Annotated in this window: 27 protein-coding genes and 2 tRNA genes; 7 read left to right on the forward strand and 22 right to left on the reverse strand. The window is 67.6% G+C overall.

The annotated features are described in order from the left end of the window. Nucleotides 1-2: 2 nt before the first annotated feature. The 19 genes from L1280_RS13890 to L1280_RS13980 form a co-directional block, all read right to left on the reverse strand. Nucleotides 3-482 carry a hypothetical protein gene (locus tag L1280_RS13890; protein ID WP_253582886.1) on the reverse strand — a complete coding sequence of 160 codons (480 nt, stop codon included), beginning with the start codon at nt 480-482 and terminating at the stop codon, nt 3-5. Beyond that, entirely contained in the window at nt 479-877 is a 399-nt protein-coding gene (locus L1280_RS13895; protein WP_253582887.1) for a hypothetical protein, read from the reverse strand. The genes L1280_RS13890 and L1280_RS13895 overlap by 4 nt, the downstream gene beginning before the upstream one ends. Continuing rightward, a complete protein-coding gene (locus L1280_RS13900; protein ID WP_253582888.1) occupies nt 874-1,119 on the reverse strand; it encodes a hypothetical protein in 246 nt (81 codons plus the stop codon). Before L1280_RS13900 ends, L1280_RS13895 begins: the two co-directional genes overlap by 4 nt. A gap of 24 nt (nt 1,120-1,143) precedes the next feature. Further along, nucleotides 1,144-1,437, reverse strand: coding sequence for a hypothetical protein (locus L1280_RS13905; RefSeq protein WP_253582889.1), 294 nt, complete (start codon nt 1,435-1,437; stop codon nt 1,144-1,146). Continuing rightward, nucleotides 1,427-1,780 (reverse strand): VRR-NUC domain-containing protein, encoded by a 354-nt coding sequence (locus L1280_RS13910; protein ID WP_253582890.1) that lies wholly within the window; start codon nt 1,778-1,780, stop codon nt 1,427-1,429. Before L1280_RS13910 ends, L1280_RS13905 begins: the two co-directional genes overlap by 11 nt. Further along, nucleotides 1,777-2,052, reverse strand: a complete 276-nt coding sequence (locus L1280_RS13915; protein ID WP_253582891.1) for a hypothetical protein — start codon at nt 2,050-2,052, stop codon at nt 1,777-1,779. Before L1280_RS13915 ends, L1280_RS13910 begins: the two co-directional genes overlap by 4 nt. Next, entirely contained in the window at nt 2,049-2,630 is a 582-nt protein-coding gene (locus tag L1280_RS13920; protein ID WP_253582892.1) for a hypothetical protein, read from the reverse strand. Before L1280_RS13920 ends, L1280_RS13915 begins: the two co-directional genes overlap by 4 nt. 289 nt (nt 2,631-2,919) lie before the next feature. Next, a complete protein-coding gene (gene dnaB, locus L1280_RS13925; protein WP_253582893.1) occupies nt 2,920-4,284 on the reverse strand; it encodes a replicative DNA helicase in 1,365 nt (454 codons plus the stop codon). After that, the gene (locus tag L1280_RS13930; protein WP_253582894.1) at nt 4,281-4,541 is read right to left on the reverse strand and encodes a hypothetical protein; all 261 of its coding nucleotides are present in this window, start codon (nt 4,539-4,541) and stop codon (nt 4,281-4,283) included. Before L1280_RS13930 ends, dnaB begins: the two co-directional genes overlap by 4 nt. Further along, nucleotides 4,538-5,665: a hypothetical protein gene (locus L1280_RS13935; RefSeq protein WP_253582895.1), complete on the reverse strand. Its 1,128-nt coding sequence runs from the start codon at nt 5,663-5,665 to the stop codon at nt 4,538-4,540. Before L1280_RS13935 ends, L1280_RS13930 begins: the two co-directional genes overlap by 4 nt. Then, the gene (locus L1280_RS13940) at nt 5,662-5,865 is read right to left on the reverse strand and encodes a hypothetical protein (RefSeq protein ID WP_253582896.1); all 204 of its coding nucleotides are present in this window, start codon (nt 5,863-5,865) and stop codon (nt 5,662-5,664) included. The genes L1280_RS13935 and L1280_RS13940 overlap by 4 nt, the downstream gene beginning before the upstream one ends. After that, the gene (locus L1280_RS13945) at nt 5,846-6,751 is read right to left on the reverse strand and encodes a hypothetical protein (RefSeq protein WP_253582897.1); all 906 of its coding nucleotides are present in this window, start codon (nt 6,749-6,751) and stop codon (nt 5,846-5,848) included. The genes L1280_RS13940 and L1280_RS13945 overlap by 20 nt, the downstream gene beginning before the upstream one ends. A gap of 63 nt (nt 6,752-6,814) precedes the next feature. After that, the gene (bet, locus tag L1280_RS13950) at nt 6,815-7,996 is read right to left on the reverse strand and encodes a phage recombination protein Bet (protein ID WP_253582898.1); all 1,182 of its coding nucleotides are present in this window, start codon (nt 7,994-7,996) and stop codon (nt 6,815-6,817) included. Then, complete coding sequence (locus tag L1280_RS13955; protein ID WP_253582899.1) at nt 7,993-8,220, reverse strand: hypothetical protein; 228 nt, start codon at nt 8,218-8,220, stop codon at nt 7,993-7,995. The genes bet and L1280_RS13955 overlap by 4 nt, the downstream gene beginning before the upstream one ends. Further along, nucleotides 8,220-8,441 carry a MarR family transcriptional regulator gene (locus tag L1280_RS13960; protein ID WP_253582900.1) on the reverse strand — a complete coding sequence of 74 codons (222 nt, stop codon included), beginning with the start codon at nt 8,439-8,441 and terminating at the stop codon, nt 8,220-8,222. Before L1280_RS13960 ends, L1280_RS13955 begins: the two co-directional genes overlap by 1 nt. Next, the gene (locus L1280_RS13965; RefSeq protein WP_253582901.1) at nt 8,441-8,614 is read right to left on the reverse strand and encodes a hypothetical protein; all 174 of its coding nucleotides are present in this window, start codon (nt 8,612-8,614) and stop codon (nt 8,441-8,443) included. The genes L1280_RS13960 and L1280_RS13965 overlap by 1 nt, the downstream gene beginning before the upstream one ends. Further along, nucleotides 8,611-8,874 (reverse strand): hypothetical protein, encoded by a 264-nt coding sequence (locus L1280_RS13970; RefSeq protein WP_253582902.1) that lies wholly within the window; start codon nt 8,872-8,874, stop codon nt 8,611-8,613. Before L1280_RS13970 ends, L1280_RS13965 begins: the two co-directional genes overlap by 4 nt. A gap of 67 nt (nt 8,875-8,941) precedes the next feature. Next, nucleotides 8,942-9,181 (reverse strand): helix-turn-helix domain-containing protein, encoded by a 240-nt coding sequence (locus L1280_RS13975; RefSeq protein WP_253582903.1) that lies wholly within the window; start codon nt 9,179-9,181, stop codon nt 8,942-8,944. Then, entirely contained in the window at nt 9,178-9,420 is a 243-nt protein-coding gene (locus L1280_RS13980; RefSeq protein ID WP_253582904.1) for a helix-turn-helix transcriptional regulator, read from the reverse strand. Before L1280_RS13980 ends, L1280_RS13975 begins: the two co-directional genes overlap by 4 nt. Before the next feature lie 177 nt (nt 9,421-9,597). On the opposite strand from L1280_RS13980, the gene L1280_RS13985 reads away from it, so the two are divergent. The 6 genes from L1280_RS13985 (at nt 9,598) to L1280_RS14010 (ending at nt 13,620) form a co-directional block, all read left to right on the forward strand. Next, entirely contained in the window at nt 9,598-10,209 is a 612-nt protein-coding gene (locus L1280_RS13985) for a helix-turn-helix domain-containing protein (protein WP_256488364.1), read from the forward strand. Nucleotides 10,210-10,363: 154 nt separating this feature from the next. Continuing rightward, complete coding sequence (locus tag L1280_RS13990; protein ID WP_253582906.1) at nt 10,364-10,672, forward strand: S24 family peptidase; 309 nt, start codon at nt 10,364-10,366, stop codon at nt 10,670-10,672. After that, nucleotides 10,672-11,097 (forward strand): hypothetical protein, encoded by a 426-nt coding sequence (locus L1280_RS13995; RefSeq protein ID WP_253582907.1) that lies wholly within the window; start codon nt 10,672-10,674, stop codon nt 11,095-11,097. Before L1280_RS13990 ends, L1280_RS13995 begins: the two co-directional genes overlap by 1 nt. A 13-nt stretch (nt 11,098-11,110) precedes the next feature. After that, nucleotides 11,111-12,082, forward strand: a complete 972-nt coding sequence (locus L1280_RS14000; protein ID WP_253582908.1) for a hypothetical protein — start codon at nt 11,111-11,113, stop codon at nt 12,080-12,082. 59 nt (nt 12,083-12,141) lie between these two features. Beyond that, nucleotides 12,142-12,324: a hypothetical protein gene (locus tag L1280_RS14005; protein ID WP_253582909.1), complete on the forward strand. Its 183-nt coding sequence runs from the start codon at nt 12,142-12,144 to the stop codon at nt 12,322-12,324. A gap of 72 nt (nt 12,325-12,396) precedes the next feature. Beyond that, on the forward strand, nt 12,397-13,620 hold the full coding sequence (locus L1280_RS14010) for a site-specific integrase (protein ID WP_253582910.1): 1,224 nt from the start codon (nt 12,397-12,399) through the stop codon (nt 13,618-13,620). 83 nt (nt 13,621-13,703) lie between these two features. On the opposite strand, the gene L1280_RS14015 is transcribed toward L1280_RS14010, so the two are convergent. Together L1280_RS14015 and L1280_RS14020 are read right to left on the reverse strand one after the other, a co-directional pair. Continuing rightward, a tRNA-Val gene (locus L1280_RS14015) sits at nt 13,704-13,778 on the reverse strand. A gap of 29 nt (nt 13,779-13,807) precedes the next feature. After that, a tRNA-Cys gene (locus L1280_RS14020) sits at nt 13,808-13,881 on the reverse strand. A gap of 104 nt (nt 13,882-13,985) precedes the next feature. Here L1280_RS14020 and L1280_RS14025 point away from each other — a divergent pair. Beyond that, on the forward strand, nt 13,986-14,855 hold the full coding sequence (locus tag L1280_RS14025) for a glycerophosphodiester phosphodiesterase (RefSeq protein ID WP_253582911.1): 870 nt from the start codon (nt 13,986-13,988) through the stop codon (nt 14,853-14,855). Between the two features lie 59 nt (nt 14,856-14,914). Here the strand turns inward: L1280_RS14025 and thrS are convergent, their stop codons facing one another. Next, on the reverse strand, nt 14,915-16,864 hold the full coding sequence (thrS, locus tag L1280_RS14030) for a threonine--tRNA ligase (protein ID WP_253582912.1): 1,950 nt from the start codon (nt 16,862-16,864) through the stop codon (nt 14,915-14,917). Nucleotides 16,865-16,885: the final 21 nt, after the last annotated feature.

Here is a 16,885-nt window from a genome sequence, read left to right on the forward strand (position 1 = left end):
GGTCAGCCCCCCGCGTGCTTGGCGAGGGCGGCGAGGACCTTCTCAAACTCCTCCGGACTCAGCTCGGCTTCCAGGGCGTCGAGGGCAGTGTCGAGTTCCTGCCGCACGAGGACGTTGACCTTGGTGGACTGCCCGTAGCGTTCGGGGTGGCGGGCCGCGAGGATCCACTTCGCCCCGTCCGGCCCCGCCTTGCTGATGGTGTGGAGGTGCGTGACCTCGCCCTGGGCTTCAGCTTCTTCGAGGTCCGCCAGAAAATCGGCGTAGATGCTGCCGGGTTCCTCGCGCCCGCGCTGTTTCCAACTGCGGAAGGTGCTGCCAGCAACCCCGGCCGCCACCGCTGCCACCTCGTAAGTGCAGCCCAGCCGGACCAGCTCGCAGATCATGAAGCTGACCTCGGGCGTGAGTTCGGTGGGGCGGCCGGGGCGGCGCTGCTGCTCGCGGAAGCGCTGCACGCGGACGGGGAGGGCGGCGCGGCGGGTCATTCGTCGTCATCCCAGTCGAGGTCAGGGACGGGGGTGGTCTCGCGCTCGCGCTGCTCGGCCAGCAGGCCGGACTGATTGCGGGTGGGCTTGCTCCCGGCGGCCAGTGCCCGGCCCGCCTTCCAGTAGCGGTAGCAGGTGGTACGGGCGAGGCCGCTTTTCTCGCTGAGCCAGGTGGTGAAGTCGCCGGTCAGCCCGTGGCGCAGGAAGTCGAGGCGCAGGGCGTAGGCGGCGCGGGAGAGGGCGACGACGCGGGCGCGGCCCACACCGGGGACGCGGGGCAACTCGGCGGCGCGGCGCTCCAGGGCCGCGATGTCCTGGGCGGTCACGCGGGCACCTTTGCGGCCTTCGGGGTCAATTCCACTTTGGAACAAGTCGCGCTTCTTCACCAAGGTCAATCTGCCGCCTCCTCTGACACCCGGACGGGGTGACGCGTGCTGCTCCGGCGGGCGCGGCGACCGTTGCGGGTCCAGAAGCGGACGTTCTCGCCTTCGAGCATGGCGAGCCATTCTTCTTCCGGCACCCCGGCGCGGATGGCAGCGTCGGGGCTGGTGAAGGTCTTGCCGGGGTTGCCCCGCAGAAAAGCCCGCGCGGCGCGGGCGGCGGGCTGGTTGTGGGGGTCCTTGGGCTTGTAGGACACGGGGGAAACCTCCGGGGGCGCAGGCTAGGCGAGGGGGCCGACCGCGATCTGACGGCGGTGGTAGGCGGTGAGGGGCAGAGCCGTGACGATGACGCGGGCGCGTTGGTCCCAGACGGCGAGGATGGGGCGGCGGGCGTAGCGCAGCTCGATCAGCACGCGGGTCTCGTCGGCCCAGCCGAGGACGAGGCGGCAGGGGTGGCGGCCGGTGGCAAGGGCGTGGCAGAGGCGGGCGTACTCGTGCTCGGTGATGCGGACCCGGTAGCGCTGCCACAGGCGCTTGCGGACGTGGCGGTAGGGGGAGTGATGGTCACGGGGCATAACCCACCCGGACGCCCAGGGCGGCGAGGGCTTCTTCCCGGCTGGTGACGACGTGGACGGGGAGGCCGCAGACGGTCAGCTCCTGGTGGCGCTCGTGTTGGGCGGCGCTGAGCTTGCCGGTCTTGGGCCGCTTGACCTCCAGCCAGACGGCGCGGCCCCCGGCGAAGACGTACAGGTCGGGGATGCCCTTGGTGGCCCAGACCTGCCCGCCCCGGCTGCTGCCCTTGAACAGTTCCCAGACCGTGAAGCCCTGGCCCTTGAGAGCCTGCACGATCTGGGCCTGGATGGTGGATTCAAGGGGCTCGCCGTCCTGCTTGCTGACTCGGGGAGCGCGGCGGGTCACAGGGCCACCTTGCGCAGCACGCCGCTGGGCACGATGGCCGTGTGACCGTCCAACCAGCGCACCAACACGTTGGCGGGCTTCGCCCCAGCACGCGGGACGGTCACCACAGTGCAGGTGGTGCCGCGCCGGGTATCGTCGCCCTTACCGATTGCGGCGCTGTAGCGGTAGGTCTGACCCTCAGTGAGCCAGCGGTACTTAGCGGGAGGCCGCCAGTGCTGGCACCTGTTCCAGTGGCGACCATCATGAAACCCGCAGCAGCGGCACTGCTTCACGCCTCGCTCCCTTCCGTCGTCTTCCGGTACGCCTGCACGATCCCGGCGAGCGTTTCATCTGAAACCGTCAGGAAGGCCCGGAACACCAGCTCGTCGCGCTCGGCGGGGGGCAGGTGTTCCAGGCCCAGGGCGCCGAGGCGCTGCTGTACCTGCTGGCGAAGCTGGGCAGCATCGGCGGTCATGCGGCGGCCCACGCTGCCCGTGTCGAGCTGCTGGGCCAGGTCACGGATGGTGTGCTGCTGGAGGGCGGTGTTGACCTCGGCGAGCGTGGCGCCGTTGTCGAGGGCGCGGGCCGCGTCCACGAGGTCGCCCTGATCGGTGGTGGCGGTGCTGCCGAGGTGCAGGGCGTACCCGGCTCTCCACGCACGCCACGCGGTCGTGCGCGAGAGGCCCGCGTGCTTGGCCAGGGTGGTGCTGAAGTCGCCCGAGTGACCGGCGGCGGTCCAGCGCAGGTAGAGGGCGTAGGCTTCGCGGGCGCGGTCGCTCAGGCTGCGCTGGGAGGCGCGGTAGGACTCGCCCCAGGCGGCCATCCGCTGTTCCAGGGTGGGGGCGCGGACTTCGAGCTGCTGGCCGGTCACGCAGCCACCTCAATCAGGTGAGTCATCCCCCGCCCGACCACCCAACCACGCAACTTTGTGCGCCGCGATCCTTGCGGGACCCCTACGATGCAGCCATGAAGCGTTTGCTGCCGCTGGCCCTTTTGGCTTTGCTTTTGAGTGCGTGCTCGGGCACCCGACCTTCCTTGCCGGGGCCTGGATGCCATGTGCAACCGGATGGCTTCATGCTGTGTGGAGACCCCCCACCAGTTCCGCCGCAATGACAGGACGCCCACCTGAAGGCCCCGGAAACCGTCTATATCGGCTTGCCTCATCCGCACTCCGGGCCTCGTGAAAGGTTCCCAAACCGCACGTAGTCGCCCATGAACTGGAGGCGCACCGTGCCCACCGCGCCCTCGCGCTGCTTGCCCACGATGATCTCGGCGATGCCCCGCTCGGTCGTCTCCTTGTCGTAGTACTCGTCGCGGTAGATGAACATGACGGTGTCGGCGTCCTGTTCCACAGCGCCCGATTCGCGCAGGTCGGAGAGCATGGGCCGGTGGTTGGGCCGCTGCTCGACCGCGCGGGAGAGCTGCGAGAGCACCAGGAAGGGGCAGCCGAACTCGCGGGCGAGCTGCTTGAGGGTGCGGCTGATGGTGCTGACCTCCTGCACGCGGTTTTCGCCCCCGGCGGTCATCAGTTGCAGGTAGTCGATGACGACCAGGCGCAGCGGGGCTTCCTTGTGCAGCCGCCGCAGCTTGGCGGGCAGCGCCTTCAGGCTGCTGTCGTGCGCCGCGTCGTCGAGGAAGGTCATGGGGAGGCCCCCCAGCCGCCCGGCCGCCTGATCGAAGCGCAACTTCTGGCCGGGCGTGAGGCCCTGCCGCCCGTACATGGCCGCCTGCACCGTGCCCGCCGGGATGCGTGAGGCGGCGGAGAGCAGGCGCACAACGAGCTGGTGACGGCGCATCTCCAGCGAGATCACCGCGACCTGCCCGTCCGCGCCGGAGGTCGCCAGTTGCCCCGCCACGTTCTCGGCGACGTTCAGCGCCAGGGCGCTCTTCCCCATCGAGGGCCGGGCCGCCAGCACGTTGAGGGTGGCCGGGTACAGCCCGCCGCTGAGCTGGTCGTCGAGGTCGGAGAAGCCGGTGGAGAGGGGGCGCTCGCCGGTGCCGCTCGCCACGTCGCGGGCGACTTCGCCCACCACGTCGGCGATGCTGAAGGCCCCCTTGTTCGCCTGCACGTCCAAGCTGCTGCCGATCTGCCCGGCCTGGGTCAGCAGGTCTTCGAGCGGGATTTGCTGCTCGTAGGCGGCCCGCATGAGCTGCCCGGATTCGGCGATAATCTGCCGCAGGGTCCACTTCTCCTGCACGATCCGGGCGTAGTGCTCGGCGTAGGCGGCGGTGGGCGTCTGGTCGCCCAGGCCGATCAGGTAGGTCACGCCGCCCACGTCGTCGAGGTGGCCGACCCGCGCGAGTTCGGTGGTCAGGGTGGTGAGGTCCACCGGCTCGCCGGAGTCGCGCAGGGCCTGCATCGCGGCGAAGGCCTTGCGGTGCGCCTCCCGGTAGAACATGCCGGGTGTCAGCTCGGCCACGGCGTCGGCCAGGAAGGCGTCGTTGTCCAGCAGCAGGCTGCCCAGCACGCTGACCTCGGCCTCGGTGCTGTGGGGCGGGACGCGGGGGGGCAGGTCGGTGGTCACTGCCCCTCACCCGCCTTGGCCTTGGGCTGCACCTCGGTCATCAGGAAGCGGTGCCGGGTGCCCCAGTTCTCGCCCCGCTCATGCTTCTCGACGTGCCACTCGCCCTCGCGCTTCGGATTGGGGCGGGCGTAGTGGAAGCGCCCGGCCAGGATGTGCGCGACCTGATCGGCGGCGATGCGCTCGTTCTCGGCCCGTACCCAGAACACCGGGCCGTTGTGCGGCAGCGCCACCCGGAACGTCTTGCGGCTGCCGGTCACGACACCACCGCCCACTCCGCAACTACAGCGTCGGGCACGTCCAGCGGCGCGGCGGCCTCCTCGAAGATCACCAGGCCGTAGGCGACCTCCTCCACCGTCCAGGTCTGCCCATCCGGAGCGCGGCGGCGCTCGCCGGGGGTGCAGGTCGGCTCGCCGAACGCGCGGCGGGTCTCGTCGACGTTCTGCTGTTTCGCGTCCTGCACGACCTTCGCGCGGTCCATGCGGGCTTCCAGGGCGAGGTACGGGTGCGCGAAACTGCCCGCCACGACGATCTCGCGGGCGTGCTGGCGCAGTTCCTCGATGAGGCCCCCGCGCACCCACTCGGCGAACTGGGCGATCTGCGCATCCTGGGCGGCGCGGTTGCGGCTGAGGGCCGGATTGCCGCGCAGCCAGTTCGCCCACACGTCCCAGGCTCCGGCGTTGCTGAGCGCGTCCTGAGCGGCGCGGTAGCCAAGCGGCGCGGCGGCGGGCGGAACAGTTTCAGAGTCAGTCACGTCTTCGGTTTCCTCGTGCTGGTGAGCGGTTTGTTCCTGTGAAGGGGAAGGCGTCTCAGCCCTGGCCCCGCCAGGGGCCGCGCCGTTAGGCGCTTGCGGTGCCGTCTCTGCGATGCTCCCCCCAGCAACAACACCCGTCCCCGGCGTGGCCGCGCCATACAGGTCAGAGACGTAGGTGTTGGTGGTGTCTTCTTTCTTCTTTCCTTCTGTTCCTTCTTTAGGGGTCGGAGATTCGCCGTGCTGGACGGCCTCGGCGAGGGTCGAAAATTCGGATTTCCGAACGGGTTTCCGAGCGGATTCCCGAACGGGTTTCCGGGCGGCGGGCGAGTCGGCCCAACTCCACAGGTCCCCCTGCTGGGCGGCCAGCCCCAGGTCGGCGAGGCGGCTCAGCGCCTCACGGGTCTGGGTGGCTCCCCGGCGGCTGAAGGTCGCCACCTCGCCCCAGTGGACCGGGCGCATGTGGCGGTGCTTGAGCAGACACAGCGCGGGCTTGAGCAGCGCGTTGGGCAGGTCCGCGAGCACTTCGAGGTCGGTGGCGTTGTCCAGGCGCGTGAACGACGCGGGCTTGGCGGGCTGCTGTTCCTGGGGCACCGTGGGCGCCGGGAACTTGATGGTCTTGGCGGCCGTCATGCGGGCACCGCCTGCCGGACCTCGGCCGCCGCGGCTTCGCCGTAACGGTTGGCGAGGGCCGTCAGCATCACCGCCCGGTGGTGATCGGTCAGTCCGCGCAGTTGGTCAATCCAGAACACCCGCAGGTCGGGCGTGAACTCCGGCGGGATGTGAGAGGGAGGGGGCCGCAGCCCCCCCGCCTCAGTCCGCGGCGGGCGCATGGCCCTCGCCTCCCGTCACCTGTGCCCACACGTCCGCCAGCGCCTCAGTGCCTTGAAGCTCATCCCAGTGCCGCGCGATGAGCTGTCGCCACTCGGCGGCGTCTTCCTCGTCGGTGCTCTTGGGGTCATCCCAGGAGCTGGCGTCGTACCCCGCCTCCTCCAGCAAGGCCGAGAGCTGCGCCATCGAGCAGCGGGCCAGGAACGTGGTAACCACCTTGACTCGGTCCTGCACCTGCTTCAGCAGGTCCGTCCCGTTCAGGACGTGCAGGACCGGGAGCAGCCTCCTGCGTGCCTCCTCCTGCTCCACGTCGGTCGCCGCTGCGGGCAGCGCAGGCAGGTTCAGGGCCGCCAGCAGGTCCGCCAGCACCTCGGGACCACAGACGGCCAGCAACTCACGGGCCGTGGTCTCCCAGTCCTGAAACTCGGCTTCCACGACCTCCGGCGCGGGCAGCGCGAGCACTTCCTTCGGCGCGTTCAGCACGCCCGCCGCCACTGGCTCGGGCTGAGGTTCCTCGAAGAGGCCGGGGCCGTCCTGCATCTCGCGCACCTGCACGATCAGGGCCAGTTCGTAGGTGACGTGGTCGAACAGCTCGGTGAGGTTGTCGTGCGAGTTGTGCCACTTCTCCAGCGAGGCGACCGGCACGAAGTCCTTCATCTTGCTGCCCTTGGAGGTGAAGGCCAGCTTCCGGAACTCGCCGTCCTCGCGGTCCGTGACCTGCACGGTGAAGGTCACGTCCTTGCTGCCCTGGGCCTCGTGGGCAGCACGCAGGAACTCCAGCGCCTCGGCGGGCACCTGGACATCGAGCAGGCTGATCAGGTCGTCTTTGGGGTTGTACTTGGTCTCGGTGCGGTGGGCGCGGACGGGGTAGTGCTGGGTCTGTTTCATCTGGAACCTCGGTGGCGGGGGGACGGAAGGGGAAGGCCCGCCCCGGCGGAGCGGGCGGGCAGGTCAGAAGGGCAGAATCTTCTTCTGGGCTTCGACGAAGACGGCAGCGGCCTCGTGGTTGTCCCAGCCGCTGAACATGTCGAGGAGGCCCTGGGCCTGCTCGTCGGTGAGGTCCTTGGTGCCCACGGGCCGGTCGCTGCTGGTCAGGTAGCCCCACAGCACCGCCCGGTCGTCACTGGTGGTCGCCCCGGTGCGGGCAGCGCACTGTGCGAGGGCCTGACGCTGGGCGCTGCTGGCGAGCACTTCCGCCTCGGCGGTCTGCACGGGGGCTGCTTCCTGGGGCTGCTGAGCGGCCTGCTCGCGCTGGGCCTTGAGGGCCGCGCCCCAGTCCTCGAGGTTCCGCATGGCGGCCTCGGCATTCTCGTCGCTCTCGCGCCAGGGGGCGAGTTCGGTCAGGCGGGCGTCTACCTGCTCGCCGGTCACGCCGTACTTCTTCAGCGCTTCCCGGCGGGCGGCGAGCTTGGGACTGTAGTGGTGCATCCGGGCGCTCACGGCGTCGGTCTCGGTCGTCTGGGGCTGCACGCCCGCCGCCTGGGCCACCTCGCGGGTCACGTCGGCGCGGCGGGCCTGGGGAGCGGTGGGCGCCGGAGCCGCGTTGTCCGCCTGGGCCATCTCCTCGGAGGTGTAGAGCCCGCTCATGTCCTGCGGGAACGCCTTGCGCAGGGCCAGCGCCTCGGCCACCTTCGCCAGCATCAGGTCGGGCATCTTCGACCACATCGGGCCGGGCTTCCCGTCCTTGTTCGTCTGTACGTAGCTGTCCCACCGCGCCACCGCCCACAGCGGCTCGCGGAAATCCGAGCGCAGCACGCCCACCTTCGCGGCGGCGGGCGGAGTGCTTTCCAGCCACACCTCACGCCACACGCCATCCTTGGCGCACCACAGCGGCCCCACCTGCCCGGCATACTTGCCGCTGCGCTCGGCGATCAGCCGCAGTCCGTCAATGCTGACCTGCACGCCCATGACCTCGCGGCGCTCTTTGTTGTCCCAGCGCTTGATGGCGTAAATCTGCCGGGCGAAGGGGTCCAGGCCGGTGCGGTTGCACTGCTGCACGAAGAGGCTCAGCTCGTCGTCGGTCGCGCCTTTGGCGATGGTGCGCTTCACGAGGTCGATCTGGTCCCGGCTCAGCCCTTGGGACGGCATGGCGAGGGGCATGGGGTCGGAACGGACGTGTTCAATGGCGGTCATGCGGTCACCTCGGCGGCCACGGCGTCCTGAAGGCGCCGGGTGAGAAAGAGCGCCGCCCACGCCCCGCCGACTTCCGGCAGGACGATCAGGAGGCGCAGCGGGTCGGCGGTCATGGCGTGGCGCAGGGCGTCTTGCCCCAGCACCAGCGCGATCAGCACCAGCGGCAGGGCCAGCAGCAGCCCCAGGGGGCCGAGGCCGAACTGCGAGCGGAGGTAGGCCCGCATCAGGCGGCCCTCCGGTATTCCAGGCGGGTCACCGAGCCGTCGCGTCCGGGCACCGGCACCTGCTCGGCCAGCCCGGCCCGCGCGAGGCGTGTCAGGACAGAGCGGACGGTGTAGGGGTTGCGCCCCATCGCCCGTGCCAGGGCGTCGGCCGTCACGGGCTGGTCACGGTGCGAGAGGGCAGCCAGCACATCGGCTTCGGTGAGGTGGGGGGCGCAGTGCATCAGCGGTAGCCCCCCTTCCGACACGCGCCGGTGCAGCCCGACTGCCTACACAGATCGCAGCCCTCGGGCGTGTCCATGCCGATGCTCATCCCGCCCAGGAAAGCGGCGATCACGACGGCCAGGAACACCACCGAGATGCACACCAGTTCCCAGCCGCTCAGCTCGACGGTCACGCGGCCACCTCGACGTTCCCGCTCGGGGTCACGGCCGCGCCGGGGAGGGTGATGCTGACGATGACCAGGCGCTTGCCGCTGGGGGTGCCCAGCCGCGCCACGCAGGAGGTCGCGGGCTTGAACAGCGTGGCCTTGCGGTGACCGCTCCGGAAATCCAGCCGCAAAACGCCGGGGATGCTGGCGTGTGCGGGGCCGGGCACCTGTTCCCAGATGCGCCCGTCGGCGGTGGTGAGGGTGATGGGGGCCGCGTCGTGTACCATGTCTCTGTCTCCTTCCCCCCTCCGAGAGCTGTTCCAGCAGCGATGACCGGAGGGGGTTGGTGTTTGCTCAGGCGCTGTTTCGCGCCGTATTGCCGAGGGTCAGATCGCCGAACCGGGTGCGCTGCGCCTCCTCACGGGTGGCGATGAAGCGCTCCAGTTCGGCGCGGCTGATGCGGACGCTCCGGGCGTCCCGGTGGCTGCTGACGGTGAAGGCGACCAGCTCCCCGCTGGCGACGAGTTCGCGGATGAGCTTCTTGTCGCAGCGGAGTTGCTGGGCCGCCTCCTCGTAGGTGTAGGCAAGGGTCATGCGCTGGCCTCCAGAGTTTCAGCGTTATAACGCTGAGCCTCGGCAAAAAAAGAGCGGCCGAGAGCACGGCAGAGGCTTTCGACCGTAGACAGCCGCGGGTCCTGAATCCGTCCCTGCTCGATGGCCGAAATCGTCTTGACGCTGACTTCGCCCTTAGTCTCAGTAGCCAGTTGCTCCTGCGACCACTCCTTTTCCGCACGAGCCTCCGCCAGCCAAGTCCCAAACGGGTTCTGCGTCATGCCGCTAGACTACCATGATAATAGTAGGAGTCAAGCCAACTGAGCGTTATGACGTTTGGGTAGTGGGAACCGGATGCCTACCATGTGCGTAGTACCACCATCATGGTAACGGCAGTGACAATGACGACGCGACGACCCACCCCCCCGAAAAAGCCGACATGGGCGATTGCTATTGAGATGCGCCGCACGCAGCTCCAGCTCTCTCAGGAACTGTTGGCAGAGAAAGCGGGCATGTCTCAGTCGTACTACTCAGAGGTAGAGCGCGGCGCACGCCCTCTGCCTACCCTGACCCACCATAAACTGATGGCCCTCGCTGACGCTCTTGAGTGGAGCCTAGCTGACATGCAGGAACAAACAGGAATCGATCTCGGCGCCCCCCGTGCCGAGCGACTCGCCACCGCTGAGCCGACGCCGGTCTATATCCTCCAGCAGCTCGCCCATCCCAACGCGAAGCCGGAGGGGTTGAACCTGACGCCGAACCAGGGCAAACATCCGGCCAACTGGCGGCAGACGGTGATGGAAGGTAACGAGATGGAGCCGCGCATCCGCGATGGCGAGTCCATTTACTTCGACACCGACAAAACCACGCCAGAGAAAGGCGTGTACGTGATCGTCCACAAAGGCCGCGTTCACGTCCGTCGTTATTCCCAGCTCCCGACCGGCCCGGCGTGGACCGCTGACAATCCGGCCTACGCCTTGAACTTCATTCCTGCCACTGACGACGTCCAGGTGCTCGGCCGCGTATACCGCGTGGTCGGTATCCGTGACGACAAATCGCTTCTCAACTGACCAAGGAGCCATGCGAATGCCTGCCAGCCTTTTCTTACCTCGCAGTTATGTTAGAGACAGCCGCACCCTCGCGCTTTACGGCGTTGCGCAAGCCAGTGCTCCTCTCGCGCCCGTCGACACCGACGACTTCGAGGTGGACAGCAGCTTCGAAATCATGCTGAAGGGCACCCAGTACTACCCCGGTGCGCAGGCCTATCAGGTGATCGGTCACAGCATGACGGGCTTGATCGAGCACGGGGACATCGTGCTGGTGAACCCCTACGATGCTTACAACCAGACCCGGCCGTGCATCTTCGAGACGCCCAACGGCTATGTGGTGAAACTCCGTGGGGTGGACCGGGGTAAGCCCGCACTCCTGAGCCTCAACGACAACATCCCCCCTGTGACGGCCCGCGCGGAGTACATCCCGCGCGGGTGCGTCTATGCCGTGTACCTGCGCCCCTTCCAGATCAGGCGGATCTGATGCAACGCCATCCCCTGCAATTCCATAACGAGCGTCCGGATGAGGGCGAAGCCTGGCTGCTCAAGGCCCGCTCCGACCTAGTCGGGACTAACAGAGAGAAGACAGATGCTCTGATTCGCGCCTGGCAGGCCGAAGAGGGCATCGAAGGTGAACCGACCTACCACTCGGCCTATACCGATTCGAGTCGGCCTCGCGCCAAGGACGAGTGGGACTTCGTCTACCTGCCGGGGCGACCCACCCGCGTCCAGATGGAAGGCATTGGGGACCGGATCGCGCGAGCTCACTTCGCGTTCCTGGTGACGGAGCGGGTGAACTTGGACACAGGTGAGCGGGTGACCGATCCCCGAACGAAGCGTCTGGATCATCTGATGCGGGAGCTTGTGGCCGACCTCGAAGCGGCACGGCCAAAGCGCGAGCTGAACTGAAGGGAAGCTGGCCATGCCCGAGGCAGATGAGATGACGCGTACTCAAAAAGGTCTGTGGTCCTCTTTGCTGGACTTCACCCAAGACGGGCCAAGGCGCAGGCGCTGGACCAACAACTTCATTGCCTCTGGCGATCTGGTCGGGCTGGTTCTCGCAGGTGTCGCCGTGTATGCCGCATATCGTGGCATCCCGTCGCAGAGCCTGTGGGTGGTCATTACCGCTCTGGTAGTTGCCCTGTACACCGCGTTTACCAAGCTGGTCAAAACGGGCCTCGATCTTCGAGAGAAAGCCCAGAAGAAGCGACTGGAAGACGCTTTGGCAGAGGCTAAGGCTGAAGCCACTCACGCTGCCTCGGAAGCCGCCATAGAGGCCGCAGAGCGGGTCTTCGAGCACTGGAAGGGTGCAGCGAGGATGCACGAGGATGGTGTAGAGCATACGCATCGGCAGTTGCGGGAGATCATGCAGGCCAACCCGCGAGGCCGAGTTGGGGCCGAGGCCGTCGACTCTTATCTCAAGTGTCTTCTGGCGATCTTCGACGGGTTCTATGACGAGCACAGGGGCACGTTTTCAGCAAACCTGACCGTGCCGAATGCCGATTGCTCCCGGCTGTGGCTGGTGCGGATTGAGCCGGGTGGTCGGGGACGCAGCAACAATCTGCCTCGCCCCTTGGACCTCTCGAATGACCAGTGGGGCGCCTCAGTGGCGTTCAAGGAGAACAAGATCGTCTATACCCCGGATGTTCGGCGGGAGGGCAACCCCGGCGACCACGGCTACCTATCTGTGATCAACCTGCCCGTGAAGGGGAGGACGGGAGAGCCGATCGCGGTCGTCAATATCGACAGCCCGGAAGCTGACGCCTTCGGCTCCTATGACCGTGTGTGGGAAATCTGGAATGCGTACTGTCAGCCAGTTTTGGCCTCTCTGTCTCTGTGCCTGAGTGATCCCCGCTTGTTTCAGACCCAGCGCACGGAGCCCTCCGACCGTTAAGGCGTACGTCATGCTGCTCCAGTACACTCCAGACAGCTCTAAACCCCTTGGAGGTGCCCATGAAGAGCAAGACCGTAGGATCGGCGGTCGTCACTACAGCGACAGGCAGGGTTCTGATCGAACCGAGACGGGATGCACTGGCCTGCTCAACAGGCATTCGGGAGGCCGCGATGGATATCGCACGCTCCGTCATGAAGGACCGCGAAGCCTTGTCTACCAAGAAGCTGACCTCCGTCCGTTAATCGCTCTACCAACCTCATGCCGCCCCGGCTCGCCTGGGGTGGCATTCACTTTTGCCTTCAAGGGGAGATGAGATGGCAAAAAAGCGCAGCAACGGCGAAGGCTCCATCTACCAGACCGCCGACGGCACATGGCGGGCGGCCATCACCGTCCAGATTGATGGCCTCGGCAAGATTAAGCGCAAGTACGTCAGCGGCAAGACCCAAAAGGAAGTGCGCGACAAGCTGCGCCACCTCCAGCGGCTCAAGGAAGAGAACGCCCTGGTGGACCCCAGCCGCATGACGGTTGGGGAGTTTCTGGACGTGTGGCTGCGTGATACGGCGAGCGAACTCAAGCCCAGCACGCAGCAAAAGCGCGAGGACCTCATCAAGCTGTACGTGGGGCCGCACCTGAGCCTGAAGCACCTCCAGAAGCTCACGCCGCTCGACGTGCAGCAGTGGCAGACGACCCTGCTGAGTACCCGTCGCCAGCCGCCCAAGAGCAAACGCAAGCCCAAGCCCGGCGCCCCTCCGCCCGAGCCGATGCCCTTCCTCTCCCCCACCACCGTCGCGGGGGCCGTGACGCTGCTGGGGACCGCTCTGCGGCACGCCCTCCAGCTCGGCCTGATCTACCGCAACCCGGTGGACGCGGTGAAGCGGGTCAAGCCGTCCAAGCGGGACCTGAAGGTGTGGGAACCCAGCGAGGTCCAGCGGCTCATCGCGGCCATCACGGACGACCGACTCTACGGCCTGGTCTATCTCGCCCTCACCACCGGGATGCGCCGGGGCGAGCTGTGCGGCCTGCACTGGACCGACATTCAGCGCGGCGTCATCACGGTGCGGCACAACTGCGTACTGGTCGGCAACCGGGCCACCATCACCACCCCGAAGACCGAGGCAAGTCGCCGTCGGATTCCTCTGCCCCCCGACACGCTCGAAGCGCTGCGCGTGCACCGCGCCCGGCAGCACCAGGAGCGCGACGCCGCGGCCGAGGACTGGGAGGAACACGGCCTGGTGTTCCCGACCACACTGGGGACCGTGTACCACCCCCGCAACCTGCTGCGCGACTGGTATGCGCTACTGGACCGCGCGGAGGTGCGCCGCATCCGGATTCACGACATCCGCCACACCTACGCGTCGTTGGCGATCTATCAGGGCCTCGACCCCAAGGCCATCGCGGACCGCATGGGGCACAGCCGGGCCAGCATCACGATGGACGTGTATGGGCACGTCTTCGAGGAACAGCGCGAGAAGGCGGCGCTGACCCTGACCCAGCTCGTGAACAGGGACGCGCACCAAGCCGATCCGCTGCTGAACTGAGGCGCGTTGCTGCACCCATTGCTGCAAGGGAGGTGTTGCTGCTGTGGATGAAAAGAGAAAACCCGCTCTGGGAGCGGGTGTCTTGGTAGAACCGAGGGGATTTGAACCCCTGACCCCTACCGTGTCAAGGTAGTGCTCTACCCCTGAGCTACGGTTCTGCGTGCAGTCAGGACTGCGGGGTAAAACTTGGAGGCGCTGACCGGACTCGAACCGGTGGTGGAGGTTTTGCAGACCTCTGCCTTACCACTTGGCTACAGCGCCTTGGGGCGGGGCTGGAGGGCACTCCTCTCCCAGCGGAAGGAATGTTAGCACGGCCCCCCGAGGCTGTAAAGCGCAGTGCGGCGCAGGCTACAGTGGGAGGCGCCATGCCCAAATTGCTCCCCGCCGGTCTGCTCGCCGCGCTCCTCGTCGGCTGCGCTCCCAGCACCCCACCCGCCAACCCCTATGTGCAGGGCCGGACCCTCAACATCGCCCACCAGGGCGGCGAACTCCTGCGCCCCAGCAACACGCTGTCCGCCTACCGGCACGCCGCCGAACTGGGCGTGGACCTGCTGGAAATGGACATGCACGCCACCCACGACGGGGTGCTGGTGCTCTCGCACGACGCGGCGCTCGACCGCCTGACGAATACGCGGGGCCGGATCGCCGACCTCACGTTGGCGGAGGTGCGGGCGGCGGACGCGGGGTACGCCTTCTCGCCCGACGGGGGCCAGACCTTCCCCTATCGGGGGCAGGGGGTGCAGGTGGCCCTGCTCTCGGAGGTGCTGACCGAGTTCCCGAACCTGCCGATGATCATCGAGCTGAAGCAGGAGTCGCCCAGCATCGCCCAGCCCTTTTGCAAGGCGCTGCGGGACGCGGGGGCGACCGGGCGGGTGATCGCCGCGAGCTTCAGTGACCGGGCCTTGAACGAATTCCGGGCCGCCTGCCCCGAGGTGATGACGAGCATGACCGAGCGCGAGTTGCGCCTGCCCGTGCTGCTGGGCAAGGTGGGTCTGGCGAGCCTCGCGTCGCTGCCGGGCCGGGTCGCGCAGGTGCCGGTGAAGGCGGGGGGCCTCACGGTGGTCACGCCGGGCTTTGTCCGGGCCATGCACGCGCGGGGCGTGGCGGTGCAGGTCTGGACAATCAACGACCCCGCCGAGATGCGCCGCCTGATCCGGATGGGGGTGGACGGGATCATCACCGACCGGCCCGACCTGCTGAAGGCGGTGCTGGCAGAGGAAGCGGCGAACCGCTGACCAACAGGAGAGGGGCCGGTCACGCCCACCGGCCCCTCTCCCCTGTCTGTTCCTTATCCTTATGCCCGCGTCCGCACCCGCTCCTGCAACTCGGCGAGCAGGGCCGCGAAGTCCACACCCTTGCGCTCCTTATGGCCTTCCGGGGTCCGCTCTCGCACGCTGACCTCGCGCCGCGCCTCCTCCTGATCGCCGACGATCAGCATCACGGGAATCTTGGAGAGTTCGGCCGTGCGGACCTTGGCGTTCATGCGGTTGGCGGAGTCGTCGACCTCGGCCCGCATTCCGGCGGCCTTGAACTCGTTCGCCAGCGTCTCGGCGTAGGGAATGTGGCGGTCGGCGATGGGGATGATCATGACCTGCCGGGGCGCGAGCCACAGCGGGAAGTCGCCCCCGTAGTGCTCGATCAGAATGCCCACGAACCGCTCCAGGCTGCCGAAGGGGGCGCGGTGGATCATCACCGGGCGGTGGTCCTGGCCGTCTTCCCCCGTGTAGGAGATGTCGAAGCGTTCGGGCAGGTTGTAGTCCACCTGAATCGTGCCGAGCTGCCACTCGCGGCCCAACACGTCCTTGACCACGAAGTCGAGCTTGGGGCCGTAGAAGGCGGCGTCGCCGGGCTCGACCGTGTAGGGCAGGCCGACTTCCTCCACCGCCTCCATGATCTGCGCCTCGGCCCGGTCCCACTGGGCGGGGTCGCCCACGTACTTGTCGGACTCGGGATCGCGCACGCCCACCCGGAAACGCACGTCCTCCATGCCGAAGGTCTTCAGGACGAGCACCGTGAGGTCGAGCACGTCGAGAAATTCCTTCTTGAGCTGGTCCGGCCGGGCGAAGATGTGCGCGTCGTCCTGGGTAAAGCCGCGCACGCGGGTCAGGCCGTTGAGTTCGCCGCTCATCTCGTAGCGGTACACCGTGCCGAACTCGGCCAGCCGCACCGGGAGGTCGCGGTAGGAGCGGGGCTTGCTGGCGTAGATTCGCACGTGGAAGGGGCAGTTCATCGGCTTGAGCATGTACTGCTCGTCGTCCACGGTGATGGGCTCGAACTGGCTGTCCGCGTAGTAGGGGTAGTGCCCCGAGGTGCGGAACAGGTCGAGGTTGCCGATGTTCGGCGTCACGACCCCCTGATAGTCCCGCTGGAACTGCTGCTCGCGCAGGAAGCGGCTCAGCTCGTCGCGCAGCACGGTGCCGTTGGGCAACCACAGCGGCAGGCCCTTGCCCACCATCGGGTCGATGGTAAAGAGTTCGAGTTCGCGGCCCAGTTTGCGGTGGTCACGCCGCTTGGCCTCCTCCAGCCGCTCGAGGTACTCGTCCAGCTCTTTTTGCGTGGCGAAGGCGACCCCGTAGACGCGCTGGAGGATCGGGTTCTTCTCGTTGCCGCGCCAATACGCGCCGCTGGTAGACATCAGCTTGAAGGCGGCGGGGAGCCTGCCTGTATTCGGGAAGTGCGGCCCCCGGCAGAGGTCCACGTAGTCGCCCTGCTGGTAGAGGGTGATCGCCTCGTCGTCGGGGAGTTCGCGGATGAGTTCTGCCTTGTAGGGGTCGTGGGGGAACTGCGCGAGGGCCTCGTCCTTGCCCACCTCGCGGCGGGAGAAGTCCAGCCCGCGCGAGAGGATGTCGCGCATGAGGCGCTCGATTTCCGGCAGGTCTTCCTCGCGCAGCGGTTCGGGCAGGTCGAAGTCCTGATACCAGCCGTTCTCGATGGCGGGGCCGACCCCGCGCTTGATGTCTTGCGGGCCATAGCCTTTCGCCTTGTAGAACTCGCCCACCGCCTGGCTCATCACGTGGCCCAGCGAGTGCCGGAAGAGGGGGGCGGCCTCGCCTGGATTCTTCTTGGTGATCAGGGTGATGCTCGCGCCGTCGGGCAGCGGGGACATCAGGTCCACGAGGTCGCCATTGGCGGTCGCGGCCAGCGCGTCCTGCGCGAGGCGGGGGCCGATGGCGCGGGCGGCGTCGAGGGCCGTTGCCCCCTGGGGCAGGTCGAGTTGTTTTCCGTCGGGGAGGGTGACGTGCATGGAAACTCCTTGAAATAAGCC

It is taken from the genome of Deinococcus sp. HSC-46F16, from assembly GCF_024171495.1.
Taxonomy (GTDB): Bacteria; Deinococcota; Deinococci; order Deinococcales; family Deinococcaceae; genus Deinococcus.

Excerpts from the sequence above, each read along its gene's own strand:
- L1280_RS13955 (WP_253582899.1), bottom strand. The coding sequence starts at position 8,220 with ATGCGGGCCTACCTCCGCTCGCAGTTCGGCCTCGGCCCCCTGGGGCTG.
- L1280_RS13995 (WP_253582907.1), top strand. The coding sequence starts at position 10,672 with ATGCAACGCCATCCCCTGCAATTCCATAACGAGCGTCCGGATGAGGGC.
- L1280_RS13945 (WP_253582897.1), bottom strand. The coding sequence starts at position 6,751 with ATGAAACAGACCCAGCACTACCCCGTCCGCGCCCACCGCACCGAGACC.
- L1280_RS13935 (WP_253582895.1), bottom strand. The coding sequence starts at position 5,665 with ATGACGGCCGCCAAGACCATCAAGTTCCCGGCGCCCACGGTGCCCCAG.
- L1280_RS13980 (WP_253582904.1), bottom strand. The coding sequence starts at position 9,420 with ATGACGCAGAACCCGTTTGGGACTTGGCTGGCGGAGGCTCGTGCGGAA.
- L1280_RS14025 (WP_253582911.1), top strand. The coding sequence starts at position 13,986 with ATGCCCAAATTGCTCCCCGCCGGTCTGCTCGCCGCGCTCCTCGTCGGC.
- L1280_RS14000 (WP_253582908.1), top strand. The coding sequence starts at position 11,111 with ATGCCCGAGGCAGATGAGATGACGCGTACTCAAAAAGGTCTGTGGTCC.
- L1280_RS13905 (WP_253582889.1), bottom strand. The coding sequence starts at position 1,437 with ATGCCCCGTGACCATCACTCCCCCTACCGCCACGTCCGCAAGCGCCTG.
- L1280_RS13990 (WP_253582906.1), top strand. The coding sequence starts at position 10,364 with ATGCTGAAGGGCACCCAGTACTACCCCGGTGCGCAGGCCTATCAGGTG.
- L1280_RS13985 (WP_256488364.1), top strand. The coding sequence starts at position 9,598 with ATGCGCCGCACGCAGCTCCAGCTCTCTCAGGAACTGTTGGCAGAGAAA.
- L1280_RS14010 (WP_253582910.1), top strand. The coding sequence starts at position 12,397 with ATGGCAAAAAAGCGCAGCAACGGCGAAGGCTCCATCTACCAGACCGCC.
- L1280_RS13970 (WP_253582902.1), bottom strand. The coding sequence starts at position 8,874 with ATGGTACACGACGCGGCCCCCATCACCCTCACCACCGCCGACGGGCGC.
- L1280_RS13960 (WP_253582900.1), bottom strand. The coding sequence starts at position 8,441 with ATGCACTGCGCCCCCCACCTCACCGAAGCCGATGTGCTGGCTGCCCTC.
- L1280_RS13890 (WP_253582886.1), bottom strand. The coding sequence starts at position 482 with ATGACCCGCCGCGCCGCCCTCCCCGTCCGCGTGCAGCGCTTCCGCGAG.
- L1280_RS14005 (WP_253582909.1), top strand. The coding sequence starts at position 12,142 with ATGAAGAGCAAGACCGTAGGATCGGCGGTCGTCACTACAGCGACAGGC.
- L1280_RS13940 (WP_253582896.1), bottom strand. The coding sequence starts at position 5,865 with ATGCGCCCGCCGCGGACTGAGGCGGGGGGGCTGCGGCCCCCTCCCTCT.
- L1280_RS13975 (WP_253582903.1), bottom strand. The coding sequence starts at position 9,181 with ATGACCCTTGCCTACACCTACGAGGAGGCGGCCCAGCAACTCCGCTGC.
- thrS (WP_253582912.1), bottom strand. The coding sequence starts at position 16,864 with ATGCACGTCACCCTCCCCGACGGAAAACAACTCGACCTGCCCCAGGGG.
- bet (WP_253582898.1), bottom strand. The coding sequence starts at position 7,996 with ATGACCGCCATTGAACACGTCCGTTCCGACCCCATGCCCCTCGCCATG.